This is a genomic window from Megasphaera sp. UPII 135-E (assembly GCF_000221545.1).
GTDB lineage: Bacteria > Bacillota > Negativicutes > Veillonellales > Megasphaeraceae > Megasphaera > Megasphaera hutchinsoni.
Genome location: NZ_AFUG01000040.1, coordinates 13,961 through 30,328, shown reverse-complemented (window position 1 = coordinate 30,328; position 16,368 = coordinate 13,961). Strand labels below are relative to the sequence as shown.

Annotated in this window: 5 protein-coding genes and 1 other RNA gene; 3 read left to right on the top strand and 3 right to left on the bottom strand. The window is 40.8% G+C overall.

Translation table 11 applies throughout. The annotated features are described in order from the left end of the window. Window positions 1-336: 336 nt before the first annotated feature. Window positions 337-10,038: an ESPR-type extended signal peptide-containing protein gene (locus HMPREF1040_RS06085; RefSeq protein WP_007393072.1), complete on the top strand. Its 9,702-nt coding sequence runs from the start codon at window positions 337-339 to the stop codon at window positions 10,036-10,038. Between the two features lie 142 nt (window positions 10,039-10,180). Here the strand turns inward: HMPREF1040_RS06085 and HMPREF1040_RS08055 are convergent, their stop codons facing one another. Together HMPREF1040_RS08055 and HMPREF1040_RS06080 are read right to left on the bottom strand one after the other, a co-directional pair. Continuing rightward, window positions 10,181-10,459, bottom strand: a complete 279-nt coding sequence (locus HMPREF1040_RS08055; protein WP_141557805.1) for a hypothetical protein — start codon at window positions 10,457-10,459, stop codon at window positions 10,181-10,183. Between the two features lie 279 nt (window positions 10,460-10,738). Then, window positions 10,739-11,713 carry an AraC family transcriptional regulator gene (locus HMPREF1040_RS06080; protein WP_007393055.1) on the bottom strand — a complete coding sequence of 325 codons (975 nt, stop codon included), beginning with the start codon at window positions 11,711-11,713 and terminating at the stop codon, window positions 10,739-10,741. A 157-nt stretch (window positions 11,714-11,870) separates the two neighbouring features. Between HMPREF1040_RS06080 and HMPREF1040_RS06075 the strand changes: the two genes are divergently transcribed. Together HMPREF1040_RS06075 and HMPREF1040_RS06070 are read left to right on the top strand one after the other, a co-directional pair. Then, entirely contained in the window at window positions 11,871-13,625 is a 1,755-nt protein-coding gene (locus tag HMPREF1040_RS06075) for an ABC transporter ATP-binding protein (RefSeq protein ID WP_007393058.1), read from the top strand. Next, on the top strand, window positions 13,609-15,330 hold the full coding sequence (locus HMPREF1040_RS06070; protein WP_007393054.1) for an ABC transporter ATP-binding protein: 1,722 nt from the start codon (window positions 13,609-13,611) through the stop codon (window positions 15,328-15,330). The genes HMPREF1040_RS06075 and HMPREF1040_RS06070 overlap by 17 nt, the downstream gene beginning before the upstream one ends. A 673-nt stretch (window positions 15,331-16,003) precedes the next feature. Here HMPREF1040_RS06070 and ssrA read toward each other — a convergent pair. Continuing rightward, window positions 16,004-16,355, bottom strand: a transfer-messenger RNA (tmRNA) gene (gene ssrA, locus HMPREF1040_RS07840). Window positions 16,356-16,368 lie beyond the last annotated feature (13 nt).

Here is a 16,368-nt window from a genome sequence, read left to right as displayed (position 1 = left end):
CGGAATGGTAGAATAAATGTGCAAAACAAAAAAATATTTTTTAGAAAAACATATAAAGATAGAAATAAAAATGAATACATAAAAAAAAAAACAATAAATATACAAATAAACGCTATATGTAATAGTAATACTTTGTTTACAGAAAATGGTTTCATATGGTACTATATTCTTAAATATTACTGAAATTTCTCTTGTGTGATTCAATGTTTTTTTATAAAATTAGTTGTTTATAGCTGAAATATTTGTATATTGTGAAGTATTTTAATGTTATAAATACACATGTATTGTACAAGAACATAATTTCATATATACGTATTTAGGAAAGGGGAGAAAAGAATGAATCGAATTTTTAAAGTTGTTTGGAGTAAATCGCGGCAGGCGTATATTGTCGTTTCGGAATATGCGAAGAGTCGCGGCGGGAAGACCAAGCTTGTTGCCGCCGTATTGGCGGTGATTATGGGGACAGCTGTACAAGCTCCCGTATGGGCGGCGAATGATCGCGCAACGTTAGATCCGGCTACACAAAAAATTGTAGAGGAAGTAATGAAGCAGGTGGAAGCCAACTACGTGAAAAAAGGAACCGGCAACGGTACGGCCGTAGATAATGATATGGTAAAACCCGGTGAAAATCCGGTAAAAGCAAATGCGGAACAATACGGTGCCGTAGCGATAGGCAGAAATGCCCATGCCGTGCAATATCGTACGGTTGCTATCGGTGCCGGGGCGTATGCGAATATAGACGGCGGGATAGCTATTTTGGGGAATACATTTGACCGTGACGGTATTTCTTTCGGCCGTGATTCGTATGCTCGCGGTTATGCCGGAATCGCCATCGGTCGTGACACGCAGTCCGGACTCAATTCCATTACGATTGGCAGAATGGCGCGTGCCGCCTATAGTCGTCCCGGAAATATAGGGAATCCCGGGGCAAAAGTAACGTATCCTTTAGGCGGCGAGGATACGAATAATCCCGTATTCAATAAGAACGCCGTGGCGATCGGTACCAACTCCTTGGCAGGGGCCAGTAACATAGCATATCTTCTTGCCGGGGGTGAAGGTACTTATTTGGACTTTGCCAGTACGGCGAACATATGGGCCAGTCGTGTATATTCCCGTGTACAAATGACAAAAATAAAGGCAGGAGATAAAAAACATATTTCCGATCGTTTTTATGGCGAAGGGGATATTAATGCCGCCGCAAAAGGCGATGGGAATTTTAAACTTTATGATGTTGTACGGGACAGCGGCACGGATCAGGTGGCCCTCGGACATCAAAGTCGTGCTATCGGCGATCAGGCCATTGCCATCGGTTCCAATTCCATAGCGGGTAGATACAGTATCGTCATGGGCGGTAATACGTTTGGAGATGATAAGGATAATGACTCCTTTTATGCGATGTATTTAACCAATGACGGTATTTTCAGAAAGTTGTCCGGATATAGACCTGTGGACAATAATCCTGGAAATTATAATGAAGGAATGACATATGCCGGTGAAGCCGGTGTGGCTATCGGTACGAAAGCGCATATAATGACACAAATGGGAACGGCAGTAGGTGTGTTGGCTCGTATTGAACAGAATTCTTTCGGTGCCGTCGCACTCGGTGCCGGGGCTTCCGTAGGAACGCAGAGAGGCGGTCAAGACAGTAACGGAGCCGTGGCTATCGGTATGGGAAGTGCCGCTAAAGGTATCGGTACAGTAGCTTTGGGGAGTCGTGCAAATGCCTATCCCGGTGGTGATATACATCGTATGACGGCTGTCGGTTACGGTACGGTCGCCCAAAATGCAGACAGCGTTGCCTTGGGTTCTTTGGCGGAAGCCGACAGAGGATCCGATATGGCGGGCTATTTCTACGGCTATAAGGCGGCAACCATTGATAAGTCCAAAGAAGCCGGGTCTATACAGCTAAAACTGAAAGACGGAGCGGCGGATTTGATTGAAAATTATGAAGTAAAAGTGACTCCATCTGCTTGGGAAGTACCGAAGGCAACGGAAACGGATATTGAAAAAGGATTCCGTACACACGTCTATGAAGGCTTAAAAGGGCCGGCGTTAAAAGCCAATGCCGGTGCGTTGTCTATCGGTAAAAAGGGAAGTACTCCGGATGCAACAGATGCAATTACGCGGCAAATTGTCAATGTCGCCGCCGGTACGAATGATACGGATGCGGTCAACGTGGCACAGCTCAGAAATGTCAATATGATGGTGGAAGCGGATTCCGCCGGTGCAGGAACTCCGAAGGCTTTTAGCGACTTCCTTTTAGACAATGCACGCCTGAAAATTTCCGGACAGTCTTACCTCAGTACGGAACTGACGCAAGATAAAGAAGGACCACGTATTACACTCAAAGCGAAAACCACGGAACTGATTGCCAATCCGGACGGTTCTTTTTCCACGAAAAATAATGAAGACGGCTTGATTACGGCCGGTGAATTGGTTAAGCGCATGAATGCGGCTAAACAGGAACGCGATGAACTGGAAAAGAAAATCGGCGAGCTTGTTTATTTGAATGCGAAAGGGGAAAAATTACGGCAAAAAGACGGTAAGTTCTTTAAGGTAAAGCAGGACGGTTCTTTGGATGAATCGAAGGAGGAAACCCCGGCGGCTATTTCAAGTAAACGACAGGGATTGCAACTGGCCAATGTGAATGGTGCTGTTACACAGTTAACGCCGGACGGTCTTGCCGATTTATCTACTGTTTCGGAAAAAACCGGTGTAAATGTCAATGATATCAGTAAAATCGGTTGGATTTTAAGTGTTCCGGGAGATAAGTATTCCGCAGCGGTTACTCATAATCGCAAAGTTTCCTTCTTCGGTAAAGATTTGGCGAAAGTCACCGCTGCCGGTAAAGGCGAAGAGCCGCGAATGATTACGGTAACCGTTGACCGTAAAGAAACGGGGAAAGCGGTTGAACAGGAATTTCTCAATAACGGATTCACACAGATTCGCTATGTCGATGCGAATAATAAACCGTTGGTTAGAGCTCAGGACGGGAAATATTATTATCCTGTCAGCGATAAAGATAATACACCGGATACGAGTAAACCGTCTGTAGAGCCGGCAGCTCGTGTGGCGGATGTGGAATCTCATCCGACCGTTTTGACCAATGTCAAACACGGCGCCGATGTGATCAATAAAACCGGTGATCCGACAGATGGATTGGCTGATTTGAGCAAAGCCGGTCAGAAAAGTAATGTAGCGACCGTAGAAGATTTGCACAATTTGGGCTTTGTTATCAAGGGCAAAGCCGATAATGACAGCGATGTCACCGGACAGGTAAAACATGCCAATACGGTAGAATTTGCCGGAGAAGATTTGGCTAAAGTTATTACTGAATCTAAAGACGGCAAGCACAAAGTGACTGTTAAGGTAGATAAAGATGATGTTGCACAGGCCGTGAATGCCGCCAATGCACAAAAAGGAACCGCTCCGACAACGTATGTAGATAAAGACGGTAATCCGCTTGTAAAAGGTGATGACGGTAATTATCACAAAGTAAAAGATGACGGCACACTCGATAACGACACGACCGATCCGGCAGGTGTACGTTTGGGTGAAAAAGATAAACCGATACAGCTCACGAATGTAAAACCGGGAACGAATGAAATCACGGCAGAAGGCCCGACCAAAGGACTTGCAGATTTGGCGAAAGCCGTACCCGGAACGGTAGCTACAGTTGATGATTTGAAAAAAATGGGATTTGTCGTAGCTGACGGAGCTAATTATCATGCCACCGTGGCAAATGCACAAACCGTGAAATTTGTCGGTGACGGTTTGGCAACGGTTACCGGTGAAACAAAGGGTGATGTCCGCACATTTACGGTGAAAGTTGATAAAGACGAAGTGGCAAAAGCCATTAATGCGGACGGTGCCAAGAAGGGAACCGCTCCGACAACGTATGTAGATAAAGATGGCAATCCGCTTGTAAAAGATGGCGATAAGTACTACAAACCGAATCCGGACGGAACTCCGAATACAACAGCGGGACCGGTCGATCCGGCAGGCGTACGTTTGGGCGAAAAAGATAAGCCTATGCAGCTCACGAATGTAGCACCGGCAACGGAAACTATTAATAAAGCAAATGACCCGACTAACGGCTTGGCAGATTTGGCGAAGGCGAAAGACGGCACCGTAGCGACCGTGGCAGATTTGAAGAACTTAGGATTTGTCATTAAAGGTAAAGCGGCAGATGGTACTACAGATGTAACTGGTCAAGTGAAACATGCCAATACGGTAGAATTTGCCGGGGAAGATTTGGCCAAAGTTATTACTGAATCTGCAAACGGTGTAAGTAAAGTAACTGTGAAGGTAAATAAAGAAGATATTGCCAAAGCGGTCAACGCAGAAAATGCGAAGAAGGGATCCGCGCCGACAACGTATGTAGATAAAGACGGCAATCCGCTTGTCAAAGATGGCGATAAGTACTACAAGGCAAAAGCTGACGGCACACCGGATAAAGACGCTGGAGAACAGACACCGGCAGGTATTCAGGTCGGTGAAAAAGGTAAAACGACACAGCTCACCAATGTAGCACCGGCAACAAAAGCCATTGATAAAGAAAATGACCCGACCAACGGCTTGGCAGATTTGGCAAATGCGAAATCTGGTACCGTAGCAACCGTAGATGATTTGAAACGGGTAGGCTTTGTGGTAGCTGACGGCGGTAATTATCATGCCACCGTGACTAATGCACAAACCGTGAAATTTGTCGGCGAAGGCTTGGCAGAAGTAAGCGGTGAAACGAAAGATAATGTGCGTACATTTACGGTGAAAGTCGATGACAAGAAAGTGGCTGATGCCGTAAAGAAAATTAATGATAAAGCCGGAAACGCGCCGATACAGTATGTGGATGATAAGGGTAATCCACTTGTCAAAGTAGGAGATAAATATTATCCGAAAGACAAGGTAGGCAATGACGGACAGCCTACACAGGGCGCACAGGCAGTTGATCCGGCAGGTATTCAGGTCGGTGAAAAAGGGAAACCGACACAGCTTATGAATGTTAAACCGGGAACAAATGACATCACGGCAGAAGGTCCGACAAAAGGATTGGCAGATTTAGCCAATGCGAAAGACGGTACCGTAGCGACCGTGGCAGATTTGAAGAACTTAGGATTTGTCATTAAAGGTAAAGCGGCAGATGGTACTACAGATGTAACTGGTCAAGTGAAACATGCCAATACGGTAGAATTTGCCGGGGAAGATTTGGCCAAAGTTATTACTGAATCTGCAAACGGTGCAAGCAAAGTAACGGTCAAGGTAAATAAAGAAGATATTGTCAAAGTAGTAAATGACGCAAATGACAAGAAGGGATCTGCACCGACACAGTATGTCGATAAAGATGGAAATCCGCTTGTAAAAGATGGCGATAAGTACTACAAGGCAAAAGATGACGGCACACCGGATAAAGACGCTGGAGAAAAGACACCGGCAGGTATTCAGGTCGGCGAAAAAGGTAAAACGACACAGCTCACCAATGTAGCACCGGCAACCAAAGCCATTGATAAAGAAAATGATCCGACCAACGGCTTGGCAGATTTGGCAAATGCGAAATCTGGTACCGTAGCAACCGTAGATGATTTGAAACGGGTAGGCTTTGTAGTAGCTGACGGAGCAAATTATCATGCCACCGTGACCAATGCACAAACCGTTAAATTTGTCGGCGAAGGTTTGGCAGAAGTAAGCGGTAAGACGGAAGATAATGTACGTACATTTACGGTGAAAGTCGATGATAAGAAAGTGGCAGATGCCGTAAAGAGCATTAACGATAAAGCCGGAAACGCTCCGACACAGTATGTCGATAAAGACGGTAATCCGCTTGTCAAAGTAGGGGATAAATATTATCCGAAAGACAAGGTAGGCGATGATGGGCAACTTAAACCGGGTGCACAGGCAGTGGAACCGGCAGGTATTCAGGTCGGTGAAAAAGATAAACCGACACAGCTCACCAATGTAGCACCGGCAACGGAAGCTATTAATAAACTAAATGACCCGACTAACGGCTTGGCAGATTTGGCGAATGCGAAAGACGGTACCGTAGCGACCGTGGCAGATTTGAAGAAGTTGGGATTTGTCATTAAAGGTAAAGCGGAAGATGGAACAACCGATGTTGTTGCACAGGTAAAACATGCCGATACGGTAGAATTTGCCGGTGAAGATTTGGCCAAAGTCATTACGGAATCTGCAAATGGTGTAAGTAAAGTAACCGTCAAGGTAAATAAAGAAGAGATTGCCAAAGCGGTCAATGCAGAAAATGCGAAGAAGGGCTCTGAACCGACAACGTATGTAGATGAGAACGGCGATCCGCTTGTAAAAGGTGATGATGGTAAGTATTACAAACCGAAAGCAGACGGTACACCGGATACAGACGCAGGAGAAAAGACACCGGCAGGTATACGTTTGGGTGAAAAAGACAAACCGATTCAGCTTGATAATGTGGCTCGCGGCACGGAATCAAAACCGGTTAACAAAGAAGATGGACAACCCATGATGGGAACCGATACTAAACCGGTACAGTTGGCAGATTTGAAAGCTGCTAAGGATACTAAAGTAGCTACCGTAGGCGATTTGAAGGATATGGGTTTTGTTCTGGGCGCCAGTGTGAATGCGGACGGCGGTAACAAAGCATATCAGGATGTCGTGAAGAACGGCAATAAAGTGAAATTTGTCGGCCTCGGCGGTGCGTGGATCAGCGGTAAGACGGCAGATGACGGTACACGTATTATTACTATTGATGTAAATGCGGACAATTTGGTAACAGGTACGCAGAATGCCATTCAGTATGTGGACGGTCAAGGAAACCGCATGATACCTATGCTGCAAAAAGGAAAAGAAGTATTGTACTACAATGCCGCAGATAATCCGGTAAAACATAAGACACCGACCGGTGAAGAAGCTGTATATAAAGCCAGCGATATTATTAATGAAGCTGGTACATTAAAACCGGATGCACAGCCGTTGCAAGGGAAGAGAGCCGGAGAAGTAGAGAATTTAGGCGTAGCTCTGGTTCATCCGAACGGCAGTGCGGATACACAGGAAGGAACCGTATTGCGCAATGTAGGCGTAGGCACGGCGACTATTGCTGCACCGACCGATGATAAAGATATCGTCGGGAAAGCTAAGGAAGGACTTGCCGATTTAGCTAATTCCAAAGATACGAATGGCCTCAGCGTAGCGGATGCGAAGAAACTCGGATTTGTTATTAAAGGTAAAGCGGCAGATGGTACTACAGATGTAACTGGTCAAGTGAAACATGCCAACACCGTAGAATTTGCCGGGGAAGATCTGGCGAAAGTTATTACCGAATCTGCAAACGGTGTAAGCAAAGTAACTGTCAAGGTAAATAAAGAAGATATTGTTAAAGTAGTGAATGACGCAAATGAAAAGAAGGGATCCGCTCCGACACAGTATGTGGATAAAGACGGTAATCCGCTTGTCAAAGTAGGAGATAAATACTATCCGAAGGATAAGGTAGGCAATGACGGACAGCCTACACAGGGCGCACAGGCAGTGGAACCGGCAGGTATTCAGGTCGGTGAAAAAGATAAACCTACACAGCTCACGAACGTAGCACCGGCAACGAAAGAAATCACCACAGAAGGACCGACTAAAGGATTGGCAGACTTGGCGAATGCGAAAGACGGTACCGTAGTAACAGTGGCAGATTTGAAGAAGTTGGGATTTGTCATTAAAGGTAAAGCGTTAGATGGAACAACCGATGTTGTTGCACAGGTAAAACATGCCGATACGGTAGAATTTGCCGGTGAAGATTTGGCCAAAGTTATTACCGAATCTAAAGACGGTGTAAGCAAAGTAACCGTCAAGGTAAATAAAGAAGATATTGTTAAAGTAGTGAATGACGCAAATGACAAGAAGGGATCCGCACCGACACAGTATGTAGATAAAGATGGAAATCCGTTGGTTAAAGCCAAAGACGGTAAATATTATCCGAAGGATAAAGTAGGCGTTGACGGAACACCGCAAACCGGTGCACAGGCAGTTGACCCGGTAGGAATTCAGGTCGGCGAAAAAGATAAACCGACACAACTTATGAATATAGCACCGGGAACCACTTCCATTGCAACGCCGACCGATCCGAATGCAAGTCAGGCAGATAAAGCAAAAGCCGGACTCGCCGATTTAAGCATACCGACGGATGCAGCGGCGGCTAACGTTAGTAAGCATACAGCTGCAACCGTAGATGACCTTCGCCGTATGGGTTGGATACTCAGCGTGGGAGATACGTATGCCGACAAAGTACAAAATGCACAAGAAGTAAACTTTAAAGGTGCAGGTTTGGCAGAAGTAAGCGGTCAGACGGAAGGTCAAAAGAGAGTTATTACGGTGACCGTCGATGAACAAAAAGTGGCGGCAGCGGTAAAGGCTATTAATGATAAAGCCGGAAACGCACCGATTCACTATGTCGATCAAGAAGGTAATCCGCTTGTTAAAGCAAAGGATAATAAGTATTATCCGACAGATAAAGTGGATAATGAAGGAAATGTTATAGCAGGAGCGAAGGACGCTGTCCCGGTTGTACAAATCGGTGAAAAAGGACATCCTATGCAGCTTACTAATGTAGCGGCGGCAACTAAAGAAATCACCGCAGACGGACCGACAAAAGGTTTAGCAGATTTGGCGAATGCGAAAGACGGTACCGTAGCAACCGTAGATGATTTGAAGAAATTAGGCTTTGTTATTAAAGGAACGGATGAAAACGGTAAGGCTGTTAGCGGACAGGTAAGACATGCGAACACCGTAGAATTTGCCGGTGACGGGTTGGCAAAAGTCATTACCGAATCTAAAGACGGTGTTAGCAAAGTAACCGTTAAGGTAAATAAAGAAGAGATTGCCAAAGCGGTTAATGCGGAAAATGCGAAGAACGGCTCCACGCCTACTAAATATGTAGATAAAGACGGCAATTCGCTCGTAAAAGGTGAAAACGGTAAGTATTACAAGGCTAAGGATGACGGCACGCCGGATACAGCGGCCGGAGAAAAGATGCCGGCAGGTATTCAGGTCGGTGAAAAAGATAAACCGATTACTGTGACTAATGTAAAAAGTAATTTTGATGCAGTAGCACCGGATGCGAAAGAAGCAAAAGCACCGGAGAGCAAGAAGAACCCGGACGGCTCCGTAGATCCTACTGCTGCAAATCCGTTGGTTGCTATGCAGCATAATGCGGCAACGATTGCCGATATTATGAATAGCCCGTGGAATTTACAGGTTAACGGAAAAGCAGTTAAGGCTGTCAAGGCCTTTGATACGGTAAATATTACAGACGGGACGAATACAAAAGTTGTGGCTACTGAAACCGGCTATAAAGTAAATGTTGTAGGACTTCCTACGGCGTATACAGACAATGCAGGGAATACTATTGCTAAAGGTACAGACGGAAAATGGTTTGTTACCGATAAAGACGGTAATATGACGGCTACTCCTGCCGACTTGGGACAAGACGGTAAGGGAACGCCCTCTGTAAGCTTGGTAAATCCGGCGGCCGAACCGGGAAAAGCGGGAGAACCCGTGGTTATGCACAACGTTGGACAAGGTAATTTGCCGACCGATGCGGTGAATAAAGACCAAATGGATACGGCTATTGCCGGTATGGCCAAGGCAATCGGCAACACTAAGGATGAAGCACATGGAATCGGTGCGGACGCAGCCGCATTGGCAGCGTTGAAACCGTTGCAATATGATCCGGTGGAACCGACTCAGATTATGGCGGGCATAGGAAATTATCAACAAAAAACGGCAGTTGCCTTGGGTGTTGCACATTATACCAATGAAAGCACGATGCTGAATGCGGGTGTATCGTTAGGCACCGGCCATACGATGGTAAATGTAGGCTATACCCGTAAATTCGGACATACAAAGGATGAAAAAGAAATTCCGGATCGGTATAAGGCAGGACCTATCAGTTCTATTTATGTGATGCAAGATGAAGTCAGCGCACTGAAAGCGGAAAATGAACAACAAAAACGTGAAATTCAGGAATTGCGAGAAATGGTGCTGGCTATGGCGGCTAATAAAAAATAGAATAATGTAAAAGCAAGGAAACATAGCGATACGGTTGACGACATTAGTCATGTTGTTAACCGTATCGCTTTTTTTTGTGTGAAATGTGGATATGAGAAATAACGTGTATCGCTGTTAATTTTGAAAGACGATAAAGAAACAATCACCGTATCGATAAATCCATCGATACGGTGATTAAAGAAAGTGTCGGCAAGTTTGGTGGCAAGCAATCAAAGAAAGCCGATATTAAATTATCCTTTTGAGATGGGGATAGGGAGTGCGATGATGAAGCGTATAAAGGATACGGTTTTCTTAACGCTAATTCAACTAAGCCATCATAATTTGTAGGTAAGGCGGTGAACATGTTAGGTAAAGATAAACAAGCAATCATCGCAACACATAACGAAATAGTAAAAACGCCTTTGATACTGCTACATATCATTACTGAATAAGCTAAATGGATATTGCAAATCCCCTACCAATAAAAGTAAATATTTTAAAAAGCATCTCATTTTGTGATAAAAATTGAATATGTAAATTTTAGACGATAGAACGTAATAATTCTGTCGTTTTTTTGTTCAAAGAAAGAAGGGAAGAATGAATTTTGTTTATTTTTTTATTACCTGTATACAGATCTCTGCAAATATCTATATACGCATTTTAACTAATATAAGATAGGGATGTGTAAATAAAAAAATCCTTAATCACGGTAATCACATTTTTAATTGTGATGTTCGCAAGTTACATTACGGATTTCGCTAGGAAGTTTACCTTTGTATCTTTTGTAATAGAGGGAAAATTTGCTATGTGATGAGTAGCCCACAGATTTAGCTATTTCCTTTATAGGCAGTTCGGTGTTTAACAGAAGGGTTTCAGCTACATTCATTCTTTTTCTTTGGGTGTATTCTGTAATGCTTTGACCATATTTTTCTTTGAACAAATTTTTTAATTTTGTCCCACTCATTCTCGATATTTTTTCAAGTGTATCCTGATTTATATTCATAGCGAAATGATCATCTAAAAATCTAGCTACATCATCAAGGGATTTATTATCATCTGATTCGATTTTATGTTTTTTTCTATTTAAGTACGTATCTATTACTATACTTATCCATTCATTAGCTTTAGCTTTAAAGAAAAATTCAGCGGCAGGAGTGCCCATCTTACAATTTAAAATTTCCATTGCCACCTTTTCTAATGCCTTTGTAAGTATTAGTTGATTTGTTTGAAGTAAAGCCCTATAAAATGATTCCGGATCAATATTAATAGATGATAGGTGTTTTTCCAGAAGCGTTCTTTTAAAACCGATAGAAACAGCAAGATAATAACAGTTCTCGTGTAATAAAAATAGAAAGTCATCTTTTATGTTGTCAAAATCAAGCGTACATAATGAGTTTGCAGTAAGCGTTTGATAAGGACTAAATCTTTCACCATTTGCACTGACAATATAGCTGGAATATATTGAAACATAGTCGGCCATACTATAAGTACTACGTTGAATTATTTCTTCGCTGACATAAAAATCATGGATATCAATAATAAATCCATTTCCTTCATAAAACCAATACAAGCCCTCTGCATAAGTGGAGTTATTTTTACTCCAACAAAATGTATGTCCTGCATTTGAATATTTCTGATTACATTTACATTCATTTACGTTCATATATTCTTTTACAAAATCATAATAAGTCATCATAACCATATCCCTTTTAGACAATATTCCGATTAGCTTTATTCATTCTAATCTCTTGTATTAGTAATAATAACCAATATATAATAAAAAAGCAATAATAATTATTATTACTCAAGTAAATTTCAATCTAAAAGGGATATTAAAGAAAGGAGATATCATTATGAAGATTTATAAGAAACTATTTGCTTATGTGGCAGATAAAAAATATCTTGGATATTTGGCTATAGTTTTTTCTGTTATATCTGCTGTTCTTACGGTATATGGATATTATTTAATTTATAAATTTCTAGATAAGTTAATAATTAATTCAGATTTATCTGGGGCAGAGAGCTTAGCATTAAAATCTGTCATCACACTAACAAGTGGAGCAATAGTTTATTTTGTTTCAGGAATATTTTCACACGTTTTGGGTTTTAGGCTTGAAACAAATTTAAGGAAAAGGGGAATTGATGGCTTAGAGAAAGCCAGTTTTAGGTTCTTCGACTTAAATCCATCTGGTCAAATAAGAAAGAGCATAGATGATAATGCCGCACTAACACATCAGGTGGTAGCTCACATGATTCCCGATAGCTCTCAAGCAATAGTTACACCCGTGCTTGTACTTGTACTAGGCTTTATAGTAAGTATAAGGGTTGGGATTACTTTACTTGCTCTAACAATAATAGGAGCCTTAATTTTAGGGGCAATGATGGGTGAGAAAGAATTTATGAAGATATATCAAGAAGCCCTATCTAAACTAAGTGCTGAAACTGTTGAATACGTTAGAGGAATGCAAGTTGTAAAAATATTTAGAGCCAATGTCGAGTCATTTAAAAGCTTTTATAAGGCGATAAAAGATTACTCGAAATATGCTTATGATTATTCACTGTCTTGTAAAAAGCCTTATGTCTGGTATCAGTGGCTTTTTTTTGGACTAATTGCCATCTTGATTATTCCTGTTGTCTATCTTATAGAGAGCTTAGGAAGTGACAAAATGATTTTGCTGGAACTTATAATGATTTTGTTTTTATCAGGGGTCATGTTTGTTTCATTTATGAGAATGATGTGGTATGCCATGTACATTTCTCAAGGCAATTATGCAGTAGATACGTTAGAGGCACTTTACAAGGATATGCAAAAAGACAAATTGGTTCATGGTAATGTCAATAATTTTAAAAATTATAATATAGAGTTTGACAATGTAAGCTTTGCTTATAACGACAAAGCTGTCATTGAAAATGTATCCTTTGAATTAGAAGAAGGAAAGTCCTATGCACTAGTCGGTTCCTCCGGATCAGGCAAATCAACAGTAGCAAAACTTATATCAGGTTTCTACAATGTAAATGAAGGAAGGATAAAGATAGGCGGAGTGCCAATAAGTGAATATTCTGATGAAGCCTTAATAAAAGCCATTTCCTTTGTTTTTCAAGATTCAAAATTATTCAAGAAAAGTATTTATGACAATGTAGCCTTAGCAAATAAAGGTGCGAGCAAAGATGAGGTTATGAAAGCCTTAAAATTAGCAGGATGCGATTTGATATTAGACAAGTTCCCGGAAAGAGAAAATACTATCATAGGCTCAAAAGGCGTTTATTTATCCGGTGGAGAAAAACAAAGAATTGCAATTGCCAGAGCAATTTTAAAGGATTCCAAAATTATTATTATGGATGAGGCATCGGCGTCTATTGACCCGGATAACGAGTTTGAATTGCAAAAAGCTTTCAAAAACCTTATGAAGGATAAAACAGTTATTATGATTGCTCATAGGCTGTCGACAATAAAAGACCTCGATGAAATTATGGTGATGGACAATGGAAAAATTATAGAGAGAGGTTCCGACAAAGAATTAATGTCAAGAGATACAAGATATAAGAGACTGCAAGAGATGTTTAACAGTGCGAATGAATGGAGGGTTTCAAATGAAGGCGTTTTATAAAAAAAGATTTGCTCTTACAGATAACGGAGCGAAAAATTTAACTAAAGCAACCCTATCCTCATTTTTCGTTTATTGTATAAACATGCTTCCGGCGATATTACTAATGATTTTTGCTCAAGAAGTTTTGGAAAATGTTGACAAAAGCAAGGGATTTTATATAGCATTTTCAGTTTTGACTTTGATAGTCATGTATATTTTACTTTCTATCGAATACGATAAATTATACAGCACAACCTATCAAGAAAGTGCGGATTTAAGGGTGAGAACAGCGGAAAATTTATCCCAATTACCGCTTTCATACTTTTCTAAGCATGATATTTCAGATTTAGCACAAACAATCATGGCTGACATTGAAGGTATAGAGCATGCAATGAGCCACGCAATACCAAAGGTGGGCGGCATGGCACTCTTCTTCCCGCTAATATCCATCATGATGCTAGTTGGCAATGTCAAGATGGGTTTAGCTGTAATTATTCCAACAATTTTAAGCTTTATATTTATACCACTATCTAAAAAACATCAGGTTAAGGGAGAGAAGGAATATTATGACGTTTTAAGAGAAAACTCGGAAAGCTTTCAAGAAAACATCGAAATGCAAATGGAGATCAAAGCCTATGGCTTAGCAGAGGAAATGAAAGAAAAGCTATATGAAAAAATGGATAGAAGTGAAAAAGTGCACTTAAAATCAGAAGTAAATACATTTTTAACTATGTCTATATCTTCAATATTTAGCTTTATATCTCTGGCTGTTGTAATATTTGTTGGCGTAAATTTAATTATTAGTAAAGAGATAAGCCCTCTCTACCTTATAGGATATTTACTAGCGGCTATAAAGATAAAAGACGCTTTAGATGCATCTAAAGAGGGCATGATGGAGATATTTTATTTAACGCCAAAGATTGAAAGATTAAAAGAAATTCAAAATCAAAATCTTCAAGAGGGCGATGACTATAATTTGAAAAAATTTGATATTGATCTAAAAGATGTTGAATTTGCCTATAATAAAGACGCAAAAATTTTAAATGGCGTAAGCTTTAAAGCAAAGCAGGGTGAGGTTACGGCATTAGTAGGTGCAAGCGGCTGCGGTAAAACAACTATCTTGAAACTTATATCAAGACTTTATGATTATGACAAGGGACAAATTTTAATTGATGGCAAAGATATAAAAAAAATATCCACAGAATCTCTTTTTGATAAGGTGTCTATAGTTTTCCAAGATGTAGTTCTCTTTAATCAAAGTGTGATGGAAAATATTAGACTTGGTAAGCAAGATGCAAGCGACGCAGAAGTTAAAAGAGCAGCAGAGCTTGCAAACTGCACAGACTTTATAGAAAAAATGGATAAGGGTTTCGATACAGTTGTTGGTGAAAACGGTGCTGAGTTATCAGGAGGAGAAAGACAGCGGTTATCAATAGCTAGGGCCTTCTTAAAAGATGCGCCAATATTGATATTAGACGAGATAGCAGCAAGCCTTGACGTTGACAACGAGAAAAAAATTCAAGAGTCTTTAAACAATTTGATTAAAGATAAGACAGTTGTCATCATTTCACATAGAATGAAATCCATAGAAAATGCGGACAAAATAGTAGTGCTTGAAAACGGAAGAGTGGAAAGTGAAGGTAAGCATGAAGCACTTTTACAAAAATCAAAAGTTTACAAGAATTTAATTGAAAAGACAAAAATGGCTGAAGCATTTATTTATTAGTAGATAAAAATGAAAAATTAAAGAGAAAATAGTTTATTATACTAGGTTTAAAAAGTTAAAAAACTAGAATTATTATATTGGTAGAGGGGATAATGATTTGGTAAATAGTGTCGGGAATATCATTGGCTAAATTGAAACGCTCGAAAGGGAAAATAAGAAGGGGATTTTACCATAGTGGCTATGGGAAAAAGAGAATTGATGAGGGGTATAAGCTTTACACTAATTCTCTCATCATATGACTCATAGTTCTTCTACATTTTATACAGTCCAGGTAGTTTAGATTTCGATGAAGAATACTCTTGCATAAGGGTATTCTTTTTTTAGTTCCTTGATCTGTGGATAAAACGAGGGTAAATTTGTGGATAACAAGTGGATAAGTATATTTAGTTGAATTTATAATGTGCAGTTGTCGTGTAGTTATCGTGTGGTTATCGTGTAGTTATCGTGTCAGCGTCCCACAGTATTGCATTTTGCAATCTTAAAAACGGCATGGTTAAGGGATTTTTTTTTTGCATCTCTTATATAAGAGAAGAATAAGAATAAGATAAGAAGAGAAATAGAAAAATAAAATAAAATAAAATAAAATAAAATAGTAATTAATATTGTTAGCATAAAACAACATAGGAATTGCACATAAAAAAAGGGATGTTCTAAAAGAAACATCCCTTTTTTGTGGTGGAGATGAGGAGAGTCGAACTCCTGTCCGTAAATGCTGCCCCATAAATCTCTCCGAGCGCAGTCTTTGTTTGAGTTCTTAAGTAACGGTCGTACAAAGACAAACTAGATTACTCCAGCCTATCTTATTCCCTATCTATTGTTAGGCAACAGATAGATAAGTATCCTGCTGAGTGACGCCTTTAGATATCACGCAGGAATAGATATCCAAGACGTTAGCTACGTTTAGGCAGCTAAAGCAAAATTTTGTTCTTTTGCGTTTACTTTAAAGGTTCACCGTTTTACGGGTAGATGAAATCCCGGCTCGCTACTTATGATACAACCATCCACGTCGAAACCTTTACATCCCCATGTATGGTACGC

Excerpts from the sequence above, each read along its gene's own strand:
- HMPREF1040_RS06085 (WP_007393072.1), top strand. The coding sequence starts at position 337 with ATGAATCGAATTTTTAAAGTTGTTTGGAGTAAATCGCGGCAGGCGTAT.
- HMPREF1040_RS08055 (WP_141557805.1), bottom strand. The coding sequence starts at position 10,459 with ATGATATGTAGCAGTATCAAAGGCGTTTTTACTATTTCGTTATGTGTT.
- HMPREF1040_RS06080 (WP_007393055.1), bottom strand. The coding sequence starts at position 11,713 with ATGATGACTTATTATGATTTTGTAAAAGAATATATGAACGTAAATGAA.
- HMPREF1040_RS06075 (WP_007393058.1), top strand. The coding sequence starts at position 11,871 with ATGAAGATTTATAAGAAACTATTTGCTTATGTGGCAGATAAAAAATAT.
- HMPREF1040_RS06070 (WP_007393054.1), top strand. The coding sequence starts at position 13,609 with ATGAAGGCGTTTTATAAAAAAAGATTTGCTCTTACAGATAACGGAGCG.